Source organism: Parvimonas sp. oral taxon 393 str. F0440 (assembly GCA_000223315.2).
Classification (GTDB): domain Bacteria; phylum Bacillota; class Clostridia; order Tissierellales; family Peptoniphilaceae; genus Parvimonas.
The window spans coordinates 122425-139786 of record AFUS01000005.1; the positions used below are offsets into that span (position 1 = coordinate 122425).

The 17362-nt window shown below is 26.6% G+C and carries 17 protein-coding genes and 1 pseudogene; all 18 read right to left on the reverse strand.

Annotated features, from left to right (window positions below; all coding sequences use genetic code 11):
• Window position 1 precedes the first annotated feature (1 nt).
• Window positions 2-688, reverse strand: a complete 687-nt coding sequence (gene ispD, locus HMPREF9127_RS05015) for a 2-C-methyl-D-erythritol 4-phosphate cytidylyltransferase (protein WP_009448657.1) — start codon at window positions 686-688, stop codon at window positions 2-4.
• A gap of 253 nt (window positions 689-941) precedes the next feature.
• Entirely contained in the window at window positions 942-1349 is a 408-nt protein-coding gene (locus HMPREF9127_RS05020) for a rhodanese-like domain-containing protein (protein WP_009448921.1), read from the reverse strand.
• Window positions 1350-1466: 117 nt separating this feature from the next.
• A complete protein-coding gene (locus HMPREF9127_RS05025) occupies window positions 1467-2678 on the reverse strand; it encodes a glycosyltransferase family 4 protein (RefSeq protein WP_009448871.1) in 1212 nt (403 codons plus the stop codon).
• A 155-nt stretch (window positions 2679-2833) separates the two neighbouring features.
• Window positions 2834-3106, reverse strand: coding sequence for a 30S ribosomal protein S20 (rpsT, locus tag HMPREF9127_RS05030; RefSeq protein ID WP_009448813.1), 273 nt, complete (start codon window positions 3104-3106; stop codon window positions 2834-2836).
• 175 nt (window positions 3107-3281) lie between these two features.
• A complete protein-coding gene (locus HMPREF9127_RS09215) occupies window positions 3282-3788 on the reverse strand; it encodes a helix-hairpin-helix domain-containing protein (protein ID WP_009449010.1) in 507 nt (168 codons plus the stop codon).
• 38 nt (window positions 3789-3826) lie between these two features.
• The gene (locus HMPREF9127_RS05035) at window positions 3827-6289 is read right to left on the reverse strand and encodes a PolC-type DNA polymerase III (RefSeq protein WP_009448951.1); all 2463 of its coding nucleotides are present in this window, start codon (window positions 6287-6289) and stop codon (window positions 3827-3829) included.
• A 32-nt stretch (window positions 6290-6321) separates the two neighbouring features.
• Complete coding sequence (locus HMPREF9127_RS05040) at window positions 6322-7524, reverse strand: PHP domain-containing protein (RefSeq protein ID WP_009448886.1); 1203 nt, start codon at window positions 7522-7524, stop codon at window positions 6322-6324.
• A 50-nt stretch (window positions 7525-7574) separates the two neighbouring features.
• Window positions 7575-8630 carry a flavodoxin-dependent (E)-4-hydroxy-3-methylbut-2-enyl-diphosphate synthase gene (gene ispG / locus HMPREF9127_RS05045; RefSeq protein WP_009448721.1) on the reverse strand — a complete coding sequence of 352 codons (1056 nt, stop codon included), beginning with the start codon at window positions 8628-8630 and terminating at the stop codon, window positions 7575-7577.
• Window positions 8630-9661, reverse strand: coding sequence for an RIP metalloprotease RseP (gene rseP / locus HMPREF9127_RS05050; protein WP_009448709.1), 1032 nt, complete (start codon window positions 9659-9661; stop codon window positions 8630-8632). Before rseP ends, ispG begins: the two co-directional genes overlap by 1 nt.
• The gene (locus tag HMPREF9127_RS05055) at window positions 9661-10443 is read right to left on the reverse strand and encodes a phosphatidate cytidylyltransferase (RefSeq protein WP_009448641.1); all 783 of its coding nucleotides are present in this window, start codon (window positions 10441-10443) and stop codon (window positions 9661-9663) included. The genes rseP and HMPREF9127_RS05055 overlap by 1 nt, the downstream gene beginning before the upstream one ends.
• Entirely contained in the window at window positions 10443-11159 is a 717-nt protein-coding gene (locus tag HMPREF9127_RS05060; protein ID WP_009448559.1) for an undecaprenyl pyrophosphate synthase, read from the reverse strand. Before HMPREF9127_RS05060 ends, HMPREF9127_RS05055 begins: the two co-directional genes overlap by 1 nt.
• Entirely contained in the window at window positions 11159-11716 is a 558-nt protein-coding gene (gene frr, locus HMPREF9127_RS05065; RefSeq protein WP_009448725.1) for a ribosome recycling factor, read from the reverse strand. Before frr ends, HMPREF9127_RS05060 begins: the two co-directional genes overlap by 1 nt.
• A 1-nt stretch (window position 11717) precedes the next feature.
• On the reverse strand, window positions 11718-12431 hold the full coding sequence (gene pyrH, locus HMPREF9127_RS05070) for a UMP kinase (protein ID WP_009448659.1): 714 nt from the start codon (window positions 12429-12431) through the stop codon (window positions 11718-11720).
• Window positions 12432-12623: 192 nt separating this feature from the next.
• Window positions 12624-13202, reverse strand: coding sequence for a hypothetical protein (locus HMPREF9127_RS05075; RefSeq protein ID WP_009448634.1), 579 nt, complete (start codon window positions 13200-13202; stop codon window positions 12624-12626).
• 152 nt (window positions 13203-13354) lie between these two features.
• Entirely contained in the window at window positions 13355-13564 is a 210-nt protein-coding gene (locus HMPREF9127_RS05080) for a hypothetical protein (RefSeq protein WP_009449061.1), read from the reverse strand.
• A gap of 104 nt (window positions 13565-13668) precedes the next feature.
• The gene (locus HMPREF9127_RS09220) at window positions 13669-14361 is read right to left on the reverse strand and encodes a helicase-related protein (RefSeq protein ID WP_482198255.1); all 693 of its coding nucleotides are present in this window, start codon (window positions 14359-14361) and stop codon (window positions 13669-13671) included.
• Entirely contained in the window at window positions 14259-15695 is a 1437-nt protein-coding gene (locus tag HMPREF9127_RS05085; protein WP_009448880.1) for an ATP-dependent DNA helicase RecG, read from the reverse strand. Before HMPREF9127_RS05085 ends, HMPREF9127_RS09220 begins: the two co-directional genes overlap by 103 nt.
• A gap of 37 nt (window positions 15696-15732) precedes the next feature.
• Window positions 15733-17354 (reverse strand): annotated as a pseudogene (locus HMPREF9127_RS05090) (DAK2 domain-containing protein).
• Window positions 17355-17362 lie beyond the last annotated feature (8 nt).

Sequence of the window (17362 nt, forward strand, 5' to 3'; positions counted from 1 at the left end):
ATTAAATGCCTCTTTCTAATAATATTCTTGCATAATTAATATCTTCTATTGTTGTTATTTTTATATTTGAATATTCACCTTCAACAAGTTTTATTCTTACATTTAATTTTTCAACTATAGAAGCATCATCAGTAACAAAACCATTTTCTTCAAAAAATTTCTTATATCCCTCTAAAATTATATTCTTTTCAAAAGCTTGAGGAGTTTGAATATTATATAATGAACGCCTATCAGGAGTAGAAACCACTTCTAAATCAGAGGAAATAATCTTCACAGTATCCTTAGCTTTTACACCGGTGATAACAGCTTTATAATTACTCAATTCATTTATAACATTTAAAATAGTTTTCTTACTTATAAGCGGTCTAGCTCCATCATGACAGATAACAAAATTTGAATCATTTGATACTTCTTGTAATCCATTAAAAGTAGACTCTTCTCTTGAAGAGCCTCCTTCAACTAATTTAATATTTAAAGAAACACTTTTTATAATATTATTAAAATAATTAAAAAATTCTTTTTTTGTCACTAAAACAATCTCATAAATTTCAGGTATATCAACAAAAGCATTAATAGTTCTCTCAATAACAGATTGTCCACATAAATCTAAAAATATTTTATTTGTCCTTAATCCCATCCTATTTGAGGAACCAGCTGCAACAATTACAACAGAAATTTGTTTTGCCATAATTTCACCTCGACTTATATTGTACCATATTTGAAAGTAATTTTCTATAATTTATCGTAAAATTTATGAGTTTAGTATATATTTCACATATAGTTTATTTTAAATAATTAAAGTACATACATATTTTTTCAAAAATTTTTTTATTAAAATAAATATATCTAACACTTCATCTTAACTTAATTCATTAAATTATTTTTTATTTTTCAACAAAAAAGCGATGAATAATCATCGCCTTTAAAATTGTCTTATTGTCTTATTTTACAAGATCATATTTATATTGTTTTACACCTTGTGCATTACTTACATTAGTGTATCCTAATTTTTTTAATTTTTCAAAAGCTTGTGAACTTCTGTTTGCAGTGTTACAATAAACAATAATTTTTGCATCTTTTTTAGGAACTTTAGCTTCAATATCTTTTTCAATAGTTTCTAATGGAATATTTATAGCATCTTTAATATGTCCTTCATTATATTGTTCAGCAACTCTAACATCTATTACAGTAGCACCTTTCTTTTGTTCTTCTAAAACTGTTTCACCTTTCATTAAATCAGATGCTTTTTTATCATCTTTCTTTTCAGTTTGCTTTTCAGCTGGTTTATTTTCAGACTTTGCTCCACAACCAACTAAAGTTGTTGCTGTTACTAATGATAAAAGTAACATTTTTGATAATTTTTCATCAATTTACCTCCTAAATTTTAGTCAATAAGATAATACCATACATTCTAAAATATGTAAAATAGTTTTTTCTTATCAATTCAGTTTATTAATAAGTTTTTTCTATATAACAATGTTTTTTATGTTATTAGTTATATTTTCCCAACTAAATTGAATAATTTTACTAGAAAAATCTCTTTCAAAATTATTATCATATAAGTTAATTATCTGATTTTCTAAACCTATACTCAGTCTTTGAATATAGTCATCTACCTCACTATCAGCTACTTTATCTGTATCAAACAATTTAGGCATTTTTACAAACTCAATATTTTTAGACTTTACTATATCTTCCCCAACAAAATCAATAAAATTTTCAAGTTCATTCATAACAACTTTTAATCCGCATGCAATTGCTTCTATCGTAACAAGTGAAAGTCCTTCATAAAAAGACGGCATTATAAAAATATCACATGATCTAAACAAATCAGATATTTCTTTCTTGCTCATATAACCATATAATTTAACTTTATCAGATAATTTTTTTGAAAACTCAATTATTTCTTTACATTCTTCTCCTGTTCCGTTTCCTGCTAAAATTAATTCTACATTATATTTATCTTTTATTTTTTCAAAAGCTTTAAGTAGATATATAACTCCCTTAGCTCTGCTAAATTTTCCTGCATATATTAGCTTTATTTTAGAATTTCTATCATATATTTTTTCTTTATCATCATAGTAGAAATCAGTATCATATCCACCACCAATAACATAAACTTTATCTTTATTAAAATTAAAGACTTTTTCTATTTCATACTTTTGTTTTTCCGATAAGGCAAAAATACCATCAAGTTTTGGAATATTAGCTATTATAAAGTCTTTATGAATATCATTTTTATAAAGTTGTCTTAAATCTGTTCCATGACAAAAAGCAAAAATTTTACAGTTCAAATTAAGACTTGCTACAATAGATGTCATTATGTATAAATGATTTGTAAAAATGATATCAGGATTAAATTCCTCAACAATTTTTATTATTTTATTTTTAAAAACTTCAATATATTTCTCTAATTTTTCTCCCACTAAATCAGAGAATAGAAAAGACTCATATGGCATTACATCACTCATACCAACTACTGGAAAAGGTAATTCGTCACTTTTAAATTTTATTATTTCAACATCATTAAAATTTACATCAATAACATCATCTGAATTCATTGCACAAACAACTTTTTGAATATAATTCATAGACTTAAAATTTTTATATACTTCTGTTAAATATATACCACTCCCAGTCTTTGATGGATACTGACTAATTAAATGTAAAATTTTCAATTTAATAACTCTCCTTAAATACAACTATACAATACAATTAAAAGACATAATATTAGTTTGTGACTTTGTTTTAATTATATCATATTATTATTAAATTGTAAAAAAAAAAGCTCCACACGGAGCAAATATAATGTGTTGGATCCATACACACTATATTATGCTTGTGTTGAAGCATCATGTAATTTTTTACTTAATTTGCTAACTTTTTTCGCAGCAGCATTTTTATGAAATACGCTGTTTGTTGTAGCTTGTTTAAGTCTCTTATCAATTTTTCTTAGTAATTCATTAGCTATTTCTAAATTATTTTCTTCTACAGCTAATTCGAATTTTTTAATATAAGTTTTAATTTCAGATTTTCTACTTTTATTTTTAAGAGTTTGTTTTTTTGTAACATCAATTCTCTTAAGTGCTGATTTAATATTTGCCATTTTTTTCACCTCCTCAAAAATAACAGTAATATTATACTATAAATGTATTAACTTTTCAAGTCTTTTTAATAAATATTTTTAGGTTTATCTACATACAAACTAATTTGTAGATATTTTTACAATACCTATATAAATAAATAAAAAAAACTGTGAATATACATCCACAGTTCAAATATTACATTAAATCAAATAAACTTACTTGATTTGTTTGCTGTAAGTTATTTAAAACTCCATGTTCTTTTAAAGATTCTAAAGCATTTTTATTAATTTTTGTTCTCTCTTGAAAATCTTCAATAGATATAAATGGTAATTTTCTAACTTCTTCATATATTGATGTTGAGTTAACATCACTTACAAAGTCCAAAGCTCTAAAAGGAGGTAAGATTTTTCCTTTTCCATCAAGTAAAAATCTTGATGCATCAGACCTTTCTAAATCTACCTTACTAGCAACAATGCCTCTTAAATACATTTCTTCAGCAACTTCAAGAATATCATATACATCCTGTTCTTTTTGTGATGCTAATTTCCCTAATTCCTTTATCTCTTTCATTTTAGTTTGAATCGCTGTAAGCCCTTTAAAAATTAAATTACCAGGATAATTATCTATTTTAGTTGTAAAATAAGTTGCATAAAAAGCTTCAGGATAATGAACTTTAAAATATGCAATTCTATAACTCATCATTACATATGCAACAGCATGTGCTTTTGGGAAAAGATACTTTATTTTTTACAGGATTCTATATACCATTCAGGTATTTTATTTTCTCTCATATAAGACTCTGTTTCCTCATCAAGACTTTTTCCTTTTCTAACTGTTTCCATTATCTTAAATGACCGTTTATTATCAAGACCATTAAATATTAAATAAGTCATTATATCATCTCTTGTACAAATAGTTTGTTTTAACGGTATTCCTTTTTTTATAAGCTCCTGTGCATTTCCAAGCCATACATCTGTTCCATGTGATAAACCAGAAATTCTTATTAATTCTGTTAATGTCTTTGGCCTAGTATCGAGTAACATCTGTCTTACAAAGTTTGTCCCATATTCCGGTATTCCAAGAGTACCAACTCCATCTTTAGAGATGTTGTCAATAAATTTCAAACTGTCAGTAGAATAAAATATATTCAAAGTTTCCTTATCATCCATAGGAATATTTAAAGGATCTACTCCTGTTAAATCTCCCAAATGTTTTATTATAGTAGGAACATCATGACCAAGTAAATCGAGTTTTAAAATTCTACCACTTATAGATTTATAACTAAAATGTGTTGTTTTTGTTTCAGAAGTTGGATCATCTGCAGGAAATTGTATAGGTGTAAAATCATAAATTTCTTTATTATGTGGTACAATCATTACACCGCCGGGATGTTGGCCACTAGTTCTCTTTACTCCAACTATCTTTCTAACATATCTTCTGATATTCCCAGCTGTAAGTGATAATTCATTCTCTTCTACATATTTTTTTACATAACCGAAAGCAGTTTTGTCAGAAACAGTACCAATAGTTCCGGCTCTATATACTTTATCTGATCCAAATAATTCTTCTGTATATTTATGACAAGTAGATTGATATTCTCCCGCGAAATTTAAGTCAATATCAGGTTCTTTATCTCCATCAAATCCTAAGAAAACTTCAAAAGGAATATCATGTCCATCTTTAATCATATTAATTTTACATTCAGGACATTCTTTATCAGGCATATCAACTCCAGATTGTCCACTATATTCTTCATGAAACTCTGAATGTTTACATTTCGGACAAATATAATGTGGAATAAGTGGATTTACCTCTGTTATTCCAGCCATAGTAGCTGCAAAAGAAGACCCTACTGATCCTCTTGAACCTACCAAATATCCATCATCATTTGAACGCCAAACTAATTTTTGTGCAATTATATATAAAACTGCATATCCATTTTTTATAATAGAACCTAATTCTCTTTCAAGTCTATCTTCAACTATTTTAGGTAAATGCTCTCCATATATAGATTTAGCTTTATCATAACATATTTTTCTTAACTCTTCATCAGCACCTTCAATAAAAGGTGGAAATGTCCCATTTGGAATAGGCAAAATGTCATCAAGCATGTCTTTAAAAATATTAGTATTTTTTACTACAACTTCATAAGCTTCTTCTTTTCCAAGATATGAAAACTCTTCAAGCATCTCATTTGTAGTTCTATAATAAAAAGAACCTTCTTTTTCAAGGTTTTTTCTACCTTGACCATATAAAATAACATTTCTAAAAATATAATCATTTTTATCCAGATATTTTACATTTCCAGTTGCAACTACTAACTTTCCTAATTTTTTGCCAATTTCATAAATTTTTTTATTTATCTCTTTTAAATTATCAAAATTTAAAACTTTACCTCTAAAAAATAGATGCTTTAAATTAGATAAAGGTTGAATTTCAAAAAAATCATAAAATTTTGCAATTTCTAAAATTTCCTCTTCGCTTTTTTCTTCTATAAAAGCTCTGAAAAGTTCTCCATCCCAATTTCCTGAACCGATTAAAAGACCTTCTCTATACTCTTTTAATCTCGACTTTGGAAAACCTGCAACTCTTCTAAAATATTTCATCAATCCTTCGGAAACCATTTTATAAAATCCACTTAATGCTTCCATTTTCTTTACATATATTATTGAATTATAAGAAATATTTTTTGCAACAGGCCATTTAGTTTCTAATGTATTTATATTTTCATCAAAAACCTTACCTTCTTTTTCAATAATCTTTATAAGTTCCAAAAGAATTCCTGAACAAGCCTCAGCATCAAAACTTGCTCTGTGATGATTTAATAATTTTACTCCTAATTCCTTACATAATGTATTAAGTTTATGATTTTTTAAATGTGGTAATACTGACCTTGCAAAACCCATTGTGTCTATAAAAGTTGGATTAAATTCAAGATTTAATCTCTTACAATTTGTTTTTATAAAAGAAATATCAAATTCCGCATTATGTGCAACAAAAACTGCATCTTTAGAAAATTCTAAAAACTTAGGCATAATCTCACTAATCAACGGCTTATCTGCTACCATCTCATTAGTAATCCCTGTAATCTCAGTAATCTCTTGAGTTATCTCTTGCTCCGGATTTATTAATTCATTAAAATATTCAACTACTTTTCCATTTTCAACACGAACAGCACCAATTTCTGTAATATTATTTTTCAAATGTGAAAGACCTGTTGTTTCAATATCAAATACTACAAAAGTATCAAAATTAACCCCTTTTTATAATTATATAAAATTCTAGGATTATCTTCTAATAAATTTAATTCCAGACCATATAATGCCTTTATATCTCCTTTTCCAAATAAATCCATCATCTGAGGATAAGCTTGAACAACGCCTATATCAGTTACACCAACAGCAGTATGTCCCATTTCTTGTAATCTTGACTTTAATACTTCCAAATTAACACATCCATCAAGACCACTCATCTGCGAATTCAAATGTAATTCAACTCTTTTTTCTGAAGCATTATCGACAAATACATAACGAGGAGTTTCTTCCATACCATCTATCATCATGGAAATTCCTTTTGCATATTGGTCATATTCAACCCTTCCTACCGCTGTTATATAAATTCCATTTGCAATAGATTTAGAGTTAATTTTCTCATTAAAAATTTGTAATTTTTTATCATCCAAAAACAATTTACAACTCATTGCAGATGTTTCATCTTCAATATCAAATAATGCTAATTTTTTGCCATTTTTTAATTCTCTTATCTCTAAATCATATACTCTACCTTGAATTTTAGAAAAACCTGAATTTTGATCTAAATCTGAAATCTTTAATAGTATATCTTTATCTGAAATCTTTTTACCAATTTTGAAAATCGTATTTTCATCCGATGGTTCTTTGATAATTCTTGATTTTTCAACTTTATTATCATTTTCTTTTTGAATTTCTTTTCTTTTGTTTTCTAATTTGTTTTCAAGCTTTTCAGAACATTTTTCTTCTCTAGGAAATAAAGTATTAAGAATAAGTATTTCAATATCTTCACTAAATTTTCCAGAAACAAATTCTTTTACATCATTTAAAAAAGAATTTGAAAGAAGTTTAAATCTGCATAAAGAATTTGAAATATATATTTCAATATAATCTTCTAAAAAATTTATTCTATCATTATTAGTTAATGAAAATCCGTGATTTTTTAATAATTTTTGAACTTCACTTACAAATTCATCATAGTTTAAATAATAAAAGTATTTATATGGACAATCATTTTTTGAAAAAGTTTGAACTGAAAATTTTACTTCTCTTCCATTAAAAATCTCGTGAAGTTCTTTATCTAAAACAACAAGTTCTTCTATCCCAACATTTTCGGAGTTTGTAAGCAATCTAAAATCTATTTTTTCATCACCAAAAACAAACTCATCAATTATAAAATCATCTGACAAGCTATAATTTTTTCGTTGTGAAAATAAAACTTTTTAAACTCCTATACATATTATTCCTCCAATTTATTTATTTCATTAATAAGCTCTTTAAGTAAATCTTTTTCTTCTACTTTCTTTATGATTTGCCCCTTTTTGAAAATAAGTCCTTTCCCATTTCCTCCAGCTATCCCTAAATCAGCCTCTTTTGCTTCTCCGGGACCATTAACAGGACATCCCATTATTGCAATCTTTAGATTTTTATTTATATGCTTTAACTCTTTTTCAGCTTGTTCAACAATATTAATTAAATCTATTTTGGTTCTTGAACAAGTTGGACATGAAATTAAGTCTATACCATCTTTTAAAAGTCCTAAAGAACGTAAAATTTCCTTTCCAACTTTAACTTCCTCTACAGGATTACCTGTTAAAGAAACTCTAATAGTATCACCAATTCCTTTAGATAAAATGATACCAATTCCTACAGAAGATTTTATCGTTCCTCTAAAACTTGGACCTGCCTCAGTAATTCCCAAATGTAATGGATAATCACATAAACTGCTTAAAAGTTCATATGATTCAACACATATAGGGACATTACTTGATTTTATTGAAATTTTAATTTGGTCAAAATTCAATGATTCCAAAAATTCTACTTGGTCTAAAGCACTATAAACTATAGACTCTTTATTAACTCCATTAAATTTATCAATAAATTTTTGATTAACAGATCCGGAGTTTACTCCAACTCTAATTGGTATATTATGATACTTACAACATTCCACAACTTCTTTAACTTTTTTTCTTCCACCAATATTTCCAGGGTTAATTCTTAAACAATCTGCGCCATTTTCTGCAGCTAATATTGCAAGTTTATAATCATATTGTATATCAGCAATAAAAGGTATTGTAGTCAAAGCTTTTATTTTCTTTATTGCTAAGGCATCATCTAAATCATTTACTGCTGAACGACTAATATTACAACCATCTTTTGCAAATTCATTAATTTGATTTACAGTAGATACAACATCTTTAGTAATTGTATTAGTCATTGATTGTATAGAAATAGGAGAACCCCCTCCAACAGGTACGTTCCCCACATAAATTTTCTTTGTTATTTTTCTTTCCATTAATTTACTCCAAAAAATCCAAGTCTTATTACATCTTTAAATGAAACAAATAAAATAAGACCCATTAAAAATATAAATCCTATAGTATGAATAAGTCCCTCTTTAGATCTTGAAACAGGTCTACCTATAATTAACTCTATGAACAAGAAAATCAATCTTCCTCCATCTAAAGCAGGTATAGGTAATAAATTTATGAAACCTAAATTCACACTTAAAAACGCTGTAATGTATAATAACGAATACAATCCGTTACTTGCTGCACTACTTATTGCCCCAACAACTCCTATAGGTCCAGATAATTGACCTACGCCAACTTTTCCAGTAAATAATTGTCTTAAGATATCAAACATTGAGCCTATGAAGTAAAAAAATGTGTTCAAACTTTCCTTTACTGAAACTAATAAATTTCTTTCCAATTTTGAAGTAATACCTAAAACTTTTTCTTTAGAATTTTCAAATTTTACTTCAATTTCCTTTTCCTGTCCATTTCTTATTACTTTTATAATAGTTTCCTGTTTTTCCAATTTAGATAAACTTGTTTGAATATCTTTCCAAGAATCTATTTTATTTTCTCCGATATTTACAATTTTATCTCCTGCTTGTATTCCATACTTTTGAGCAATAGAATTTTCCTTAATACTTTCTATTGTTGTCGTTTGATGTCCTCTAATGCCAAACAATGCAAAAAGAATAACAAATGCTAAAATAAAATTAAATAGTGGTCCTGCAAAAATAGTTAAAATTCTTCCTCCTATCGTTGCACCGTTAAAATGTCCTCTTTTTGAAAAATCAAGTTCTTCTTCTCCATCTTCTTCATCCTCGCCTTCCATAGCACAAAATCCTCCTAATGGTAAGGCTCTGATAGAATATAATGTCTCTCCTCTTTGTTTTCCAAAAAGTTTAGGTCCCATCCCAACAGAAAATTCATTTACTTTAATTTTAGCCCTTTTAGCAAAAATAAAATGACCAAACTCGTGTACTACGACTACAACCATAAATACTAAAAGTGCTACTATTACTTTTATAATCATTAAATACTACCTCCAAATATATAAAAAAGAATATACACTAAAGGAGTTACAAAAATTATACTGTCAAATCTATCTAAAAATCCGCCATGTCCTTTTATAATATTACTAAAATCTTTTATTCCTATTTCTCTCTTTATTTTAGAAGCAAATAGATCTCCTAATTGAGCTACAATGGAAAGTACAATCCCAGAAAATATTATAAAAACAATATTAAACTTCAAAATATAAAAATTAAATAAATTTAATAATATTAATGATCCAAAAATTCCTCCTAAAGATCCTTCAACAGTCTTTTTTGGACTTATACTTGGATATAATTTGTGTTTTCCAAAAATCATACCAAATAGATAAGCAAATGTATCAGTTCCCCAAGAAATAAAAAACACAACCCATAAAAGATTAGTTTCTCCCAATCTTAAAAAAACTCCCATAGGTACTGTAATATAAATAAAAGAAAACAATAATTTTCCTAAATTTTCAATATTAATTTTATTAAAAAATAAATAATATATGGAAACAACAAGAAAATATAATGCAAAAAAAGTTAATACTAAATCTTTATTTGAAGTTCCTATAGAATATAACATAGCCATAGAAAACAACATACTATGACATATCAAAAATATATTATTTAATTTAAAAGTTCTAAACAATTCAATTAAACATAAAACTGCAATAGCCATAGTGTAACCCACAAGTGCATAGCCTTTAAAATAGATGCAAATAAAAGATATTATTAACATCAAAGCCCCACTTATAGTTCTATTGATAAAACTATTCATTAAATTCCCCCAAACCTTCTATTTCTATTTTGAAAGTCATATATTGCATCATACAAATCATCAGCATAAAATTCCGGCCACAATACATCAGTAAAATAAAATTCTGAGTATGCTAATTGGTAAATTAAGAAATTACTTATCCTTTTTTCATTTCCTGTTCTTATAATTAAATCAACTTCTGAATTTTCTTTTGTATATAAATACTTTTTAAAACTTTCTTCATTTAAATCATCTATTGAAAATTTCCCTTGTGAGATATCATTATATAAATTTTTTATTGAAGAAATAATTTCAGCTCTTCCACCATAATTCAATGCGATATTTAATACCATTCCAGTATTATTTTTTGATACATTTATACTGTTATCGAGTAGTTTAACTATAGAACTTGGTAATTTACTATAATCTCCTATAACCCTAAAAATTATATTATTATCTAGAATTCTTTTTAATTGAGAATTTATATAAAAGACTAAAATATTCATGAGACCATTTACTTCTTCTTCAGGTCTTTTCCAATTTTCAGTCGAAAAAGCATATAAAGTTAGAGTTTTAACCCCTATTTTACAGCACTCCTCAACAATATCAACAACTCTATTCATTCCCTCTTTATGTCCGGCAATTCTGGGCAAAAATCTATTTTTTGCCCATCTTCCATTACCATCCATAATTATACCAATATGTTTAGGTATATTTGTAAAATCTATATCTTTCATTAAATTTCCATTAATTCTTTTTCTTTTGATTTTGTAATTTCTTCAACTTCTTTAACAAATTTATCCGTAACTTTTTGAACTTCTTCCTCAGCTTGTCTTAATTCATCTTCACTGATTTCTTTATCTTTTTCCATTTTTTTCAATTTATCAATTCCATCACGTCTTAAATTTCTAATAGCAATTTTTGCATTTTCAGCATATCCCTTAACAACTTTAACTAACTCTTTTCTTCTATCTTCAGTTAATGCAGGGAAAGGTAATCTTATTACTTTTCCATCATTTGATGGAGTTATGCCTAGATTTGATGCTAAAAGAACTTTTTCTATTGGAGTTATCAAAGAAGCATCCCATGGTTGAATAACTAATAATCTTGCTTCCGGAACAGAAATTGATGCAACTTGTTTAATTGGTGTATCAGTTCCATAATAATTAACAGAAAATTGATCTAATATAGCTGGATTTGCTCTACCAGCTCTTACTGTTGTTAATTCTGTTTCATAAGATTCTATTGATTTTGTCATTTTTCTTTCTAATTCTTTAATTATCTCTTTATACATTTTATTTCCCCCTTACAATTGTTCCTACTTTTTCTCCTCTTGCAACTGCAACTAAATTTTCAGGATTATCAATTCCAAATACAATAAGTGGAATATCATTATCCATACAAAGAGAAGTAGCAGTAGCATCCATTATACCTAATCCTCTATTTAAAATTTCTATATAAGATAACTCTTCAAATTTCTTGGCGTCCTTAAACTTATTAGGATCTTTATCATAAATACCATCTGTACCCGTTTTTCCAAGTAAAATTACATCTGCATGCATTTCGGCGGCTCTTAAAGCTGCTGTTGTATCTGTTGAAAAATATGGCATACCAGTACCTGCTCCAAAAATAACTATTCGACCTTTTTCAAGATGACGTTCAGCCTTTCTCTTTATAAAAGGTTCTGCAACTTCATGAACATTAATTGCAGTTTGAACTCTCGTTGGAATACCCATATTTTCAAGTGTAGCTTGTAATCTTAAGGAATTTATTATAGTTGCAAGCATACCCATATGGTCAGAAGTTGAACGTTCTATCTTTTCACTTGAACGACCTCTCCAAAAATTACCACCACCAACTACAATACAAATTTGAATACCTAAATCATATACATCTTTAACTGATTTACAAATTTTTTCAATTGTTTCATCATCAAGTCCATGTCCGATTCCACCTGATAAAGCTTCTCCACTTAGTTTAATAACTACTCTTTTTAAATTTAAATCCATAAGATAGTCTTTCTCCTTTAATTTTATACACAATAAGTGTATCATTTTTTCGAAAATTTTTCAATATTTAAAATATATTTATAAATATATAAACTTCAAAAAATATATTAAAATTAAATTTTGCATTTAAGTAATATAAAAAAGATTGAAATATAATTCCAATCTTATCTTATTTTTTATCAATAAAATATTTTATTTTTTATCTTTTTTCATTTCTCGCTCTATTTCATCTTTAACTTTTGGAGAAAGTTCATCTTTATTATTCTCCATACCTTTAACTGTATTTTTATATTGATTAACTAAATCCTTAGCTTCTTTATAAGCATTTATATATTCGTTGTCATCACTCTCTATTCCATATTTATTCAAATTATCAACATATTCTATCCCCAAAAGTGTATCTAAAATCGTAAATTCATCTTTGATTTCAAATCTATAATTTGGATAAAACTTACTATCAGAATTTATATATTTTTTCCCGTTCCTTACTTCTATTTTTAGGTTAAAGGCTTCAAAGAATGCTTCTTCTCTGTTTGGCTTTTTAAAAACTTCTCCATTCTTATCAACTATAACACCTGAATTTTTGTTCCAACAATAGTCAGGATATTTTATATTAACTTTATCCATATGAAATACAATACGTCCATTGTCATTTGCTAAAAATACTTTATTTCTAAACTTTTCTATACTAATATTAGAACTTTTACAAGAAGAAAAAAGAATTAAAAAGCAAAAATTAAAAATTAAAATTTTAAAAAATCTTTTCATCATTTTTTACATCTCCATAATTTTCTCCTAAAAGTTGGTGCAACTCTACCATAAAGTTTTCCCTTATAAAGAGCATATTTCTTTCCTCTTTTATTTATTATTTTTATAAAATACAAATATCCGCTATAGGAAATTCCATTTCTGTATTCGGTTTTTCAAAATTTATCTACCGGATTCTTAATATATAAACTATATCTGATAGTAGCAGAATATATTATATCGACATCATTAAATTCAGCAATTTGATTTTGAAAAACTAGATTTTCCTCAATAGCACTAATTCTAATAGAATTCATACTAAAAAGCAAAAGAGAAAATGTTGTTAATAAGACTTTAAAATTAAAAAGTTTAATTTTTTTACTCATAATAACCACCTCCGTATATTATTTTCATTATACCACATTAATGAAACGAATTCAATAATCATTACTGTAAATTATATAAAAAAAGACAAACAGCAATGTTTATCTTAATTCATAATTATATTTTCACTTATATTTTGGATAAACTCGTCAACATTTCTTTTTACAACTTGATTTTCTTCTTTTTCAAAATTAAAATCATATTTCAAAAGCTTATCAACATATTTTATAGCTAATTTTAAAAGCTCATAATCTTTTTGAATATTTAAAATTTTAAATCTAGCTTCTCCTGATTGACGATATCCAAGTATATCGCCATATCCTCTTAGTAAAAAATCTTGTTCAGAAATATAAAAACCATCATTTGATGAACACATTATATCCATTCTCTTTTTTACATTTGTACTTTTATTATTACTAACTAAAATGCAAAAACTTTCATAATTTCCTCTTCCTATTCTTCCTCTTAGTTGATGTAATTGACTAAGACCAAATCTTTCTGCATTGTAAATTACCATTATATTTGAATTAGGAACATTAATTCCAACTTCTATTACAGTAGTTGCAACTAGAACTTTTATTTTTCGGTTTTCAAAATTTTTCATTATCCTATCTTTGTCAACGGGTTTTATCTTCCCATGTATAAACTCAATTTCAACGTCTTGAAAATATCTTTCTTTTAGACGTTCATATAAATTTATAACTGACTGTAATTCCAATGTATCGCTCTCATCGACAAGTGGACAAACAATATATGCCTGACGTCCTTCTGATATATGTTTTTTATAAAATTCATATATCTTTCTTCATAATTTTCATCCACAAAATAAGTATTTACCTTTCCTCTACCACTAGGCAATTCATCAATAGTAGAAATATCCAAATCACAGAACATAACAAGACCGACAGTCCTAGGTATAGGAGTTGCACTCATTACTAATATATCCGGATTTTTTGATTTTTTAGAAAGTAAAAGTCTTTGTTTAACACCAAATCTATGTTGTTCATCCGTAATAACAAAACCTAAATTCTTGTAAACAACTTTTTCTTGAAAAACAGCATGTGTACCAATTATAATATCAACTGCTCCATTTTCAATCTTTTCTCTAATAACTTTCTTTTCCGATTCTTTTAAACTTCCAACTAACAACTCAACTTTTATATTATATTTTGAAAAAAGTTTTTTGGCACTTTCATAATGCTGTCTAGCTAAAATTTCAGTCGGAGCCATTAAAACTGATTGAAATCCATTTTTTATAACATTAAACACAGCAATAAAAGATATAATTGTTTTTCCACAACCTACATCTCCTTGAACTAATCTATTCATTTGCTTATCGCTAGTCATATCTTTAAAAATATCATCTAAAACTTTATTTTGTGAATTTGTCAATTTAAAACTCAATGATTTTATAAAACCAAATGTTTCATCTTTTATCTCAAATTTAATAGCATCCTCATTATTTCTCTTTAATTTTTTCATAGAGAGTTGAAAGTAAAAAATCTCATCAAATGAAAGTCTTCTTTTTGCTCTAATAAAACTTTCATTATCTTTTGGAAAATGAATATTTCTAATTGCAGTATCATAACTTTCCAATTTCAATTCTTTTAAAATATTATTCGGTAACTTTTCTTCAAAAAAAGAATTACTATTTAATAAATTTTTTATAATCTTTACAATGTCTAAGTTAGAAATTCCTTTACACAGATGATATTGAGGAATTATACTTCCAACAACATTCGTTTTATTTTGCATTGTAGGAGCTTGAATTTCCACATTTTTTCCAAACAACTTTACTCTACCATACATTTCATATACATTATTAATCTTTAAATTTTTTGAAATAAAAATATTATTAAAATATACAATTGTGCAATAATTCATTTCTTCATCCATTGCTAAAAATTTTGTAACTCTAATATTTCTTTTCTTTCTATTTTCCATTAAAGAAATAATTTTTAATCTAAATGAGTAACTTCCTTCATCTGTAATTTCAGAAATTTTTTTAAATCTTGTAGTATCAATATAAGAATATGGATAATACTCTAATAAATTATTTACTGTAAAAATTCCAAGTTTATTTAAAAGAGATAATTTTTTCTCTCCTATACCTTTAATATCTTTTAATTCCATAATTATCCTTACAAAAAAAGTCCTTACGGACTTTTCTTTATTCAACTGAAATTAAATAATAATACAATGGCTGACCACCATATACCAATTCAACTTCAACATCTTCATATTTTTCTTCAACAATTTTTGCTAATTTATTAGCATCTTCTTCTTTTACATCTTCCCCATAATAAATACTTACTATAGAAGAATCTTCATCAACAAGTTGATCAATAAGTTTTTCAAAAGTATCTTCTATTTTCTTTTCAGAAATTGTAATTTTATTTTCATTCAATCCCATGAAATCATCTTTTTCAATCCTAACACCTTCAATTTCAGTATCTCTAAGAGCATAAGTAATTTGTCCTACTTTTACATTTGAAATTGCTTCAGTCATAAGTTCAATATTTTCTTCAACAGATAAAGATTCATCAAAATTAAATAATGAACTAAATGCTTGAGGGATTTGTTTTGTCTTTATCACATGAAGTCTTTTTGTAGAGATTTTTGCAGCTTGTTCAGAAACAAGTATTATATTACTATTATTTGGGAAACAAAAATATCATCAGCATTAATCTTTTCAACTGCATTTAAAATATCTTCAGTTGAAGGATTCATAGTTTGTCCACCTGTAATAATTTCATCTACACCCATACTCTTAAATATTTCATCAATTCCTTCTCCAGTTGAAATAGAAATAAATCCATATTTTTTATGTTCTTTAACTTCTTCAGAATGTTTAGCTTCTGCAACTTCCTTATCAGTATGATGTAAATGATTATGTTGTCTTCTCATATTATCAATTTTTAAGTCATGTAAAGGTCCAAATTCTAAAGCCCATTCAATAGCTTGACCGGGATGATTTGTGTGAACATGAACTTTTATAATATTATCACCTTTAACAACAATTAAAGAATCTCCAATACTTGCTAGTTTATCTCTTAAAATTTCATATTCTTCTGAATCACTAGTAACCATAAATTCAGTACAATATCCAAATTTTATATCTTCATCTTGTTGAGCAGCTAAATGTTCAATTCTTGCAGGCTTATTGAATTCATAATTATTTTTAATTTCAACAATTTCATCACCTAAAGCGCCTTCTAAAAGATACATTAATCCACGACCACCAGCATCAACTACTTCTGCCTCTTTTAAAATAGGTAGTATTTCAGGAGTTTTTTCTAAACTTCTAAAACCCTCTTTTAAAATTTCTCTGCAAAATTCAATTTGATCGTCATAATTTGTATAATTAGCTTCAGCAAATTCTCCCATTTCTCTTATAACAGTAAGAATTGTTCCTTCAGTAGGTTTAATAACTGATTTATATGCTACTTTATACGCATTTACAAAACAATCTTTAATTGTTTCTACATCAAGGGTAACACTTTCTTTGCTTCCTAAATAAAAGCCTCTCAAAATTTGAGATAAGATTACTCCTGAATTTCCTCTTGCACCCATCAATGCTCCATCACTAATTGCTTTTGTAACATCAGCACAAGTATTAATTTTTGAATTTTCTAAATTTTTTATTGCTGATTTCATAGTCAAAGACATATTAGTACCTGTATCTCCATCTGGAACCGGAAATACATTTAAGCTATTAACTATCTCTTTATTTGATTCAAGATAATTACGAGCTCTTACAAATGTCATTTGTAACTGTTCACTATTTATCATAAATTCCT

Bases quoted from the DNA above. Each gene is read 5' to 3' on its own strand.
- HMPREF9127_RS05060 (WP_009448559.1), bottom strand. From the start codon at position 11,159: ATGAAAGATATAGATTTTACAAATATACCTAAACATATTGGTATAATT.
- HMPREF9127_RS05020 (WP_009448921.1), bottom strand. From the start codon at position 1,349: ATGTTACTTTTATCATTAGTAACAGCAACAACTTTAGTTGGTTGTGGA.
- pyrH (WP_009448659.1), bottom strand. From the start codon at position 12,431: ATGGATTTAAATTTAAAAAGAGTAGTTATTAAACTAAGTGGAGAAGCT.
- HMPREF9127_RS05075 (WP_009448634.1), bottom strand. From the start codon at position 13,202: ATGATGAAAAGATTTTTTAAAATTTTAATTTTTAATTTTTGCTTTTTA.
- ispG (WP_009448721.1), bottom strand. From the start codon at position 8,630: ATGGAAAGAAAAATAACAAAGAAAATTTATGTGGGGAACGTACCTGTT.
- HMPREF9127_RS05080 (WP_009449061.1), bottom strand. From the start codon at position 13,564: ATGAGTAAAAAAATTAAACTTTTTAATTTTAAAGTCTTATTAACAACA.
- HMPREF9127_RS05085 (WP_009448880.1), bottom strand. From the start codon at position 15,695: ATGGAATTAAAAGATATTAAAGGTATAGGAGAGAAAAAATTATCTCTT.
- rseP (WP_009448709.1), bottom strand. From the start codon at position 9,661: ATGATTATAAAAGTAATAGTAGCACTTTTAGTATTTATGGTTGTAGTC.
- rpsT (WP_009448813.1), bottom strand. From the start codon at position 3,106: ATGGCAAATATTAAATCAGCACTTAAGAGAATTGATGTTACAAAAAAA.
- frr (WP_009448725.1), bottom strand. From the start codon at position 11,716: ATGTATAAAGAGATAATTAAAGAATTAGAAAGAAAAATGACAAAATCA.
- HMPREF9127_RS09215 (WP_009449010.1), bottom strand. From the start codon at position 3,788: ATGATGAGTTATAGAATTGCATATTTTAAAGTTCATTATCCTGAAGCT.
- ispD (WP_009448657.1), bottom strand. From the start codon at position 688: ATGGCAAAACAAATTTCTGTTGTAATTGTTGCAGCTGGTTCCTCAAAT.
- HMPREF9127_RS05055 (WP_009448641.1), bottom strand. From the start codon at position 10,443: ATGAATAGTTTTATCAATAGAACTATAAGTGGGGCTTTGATGTTAATA.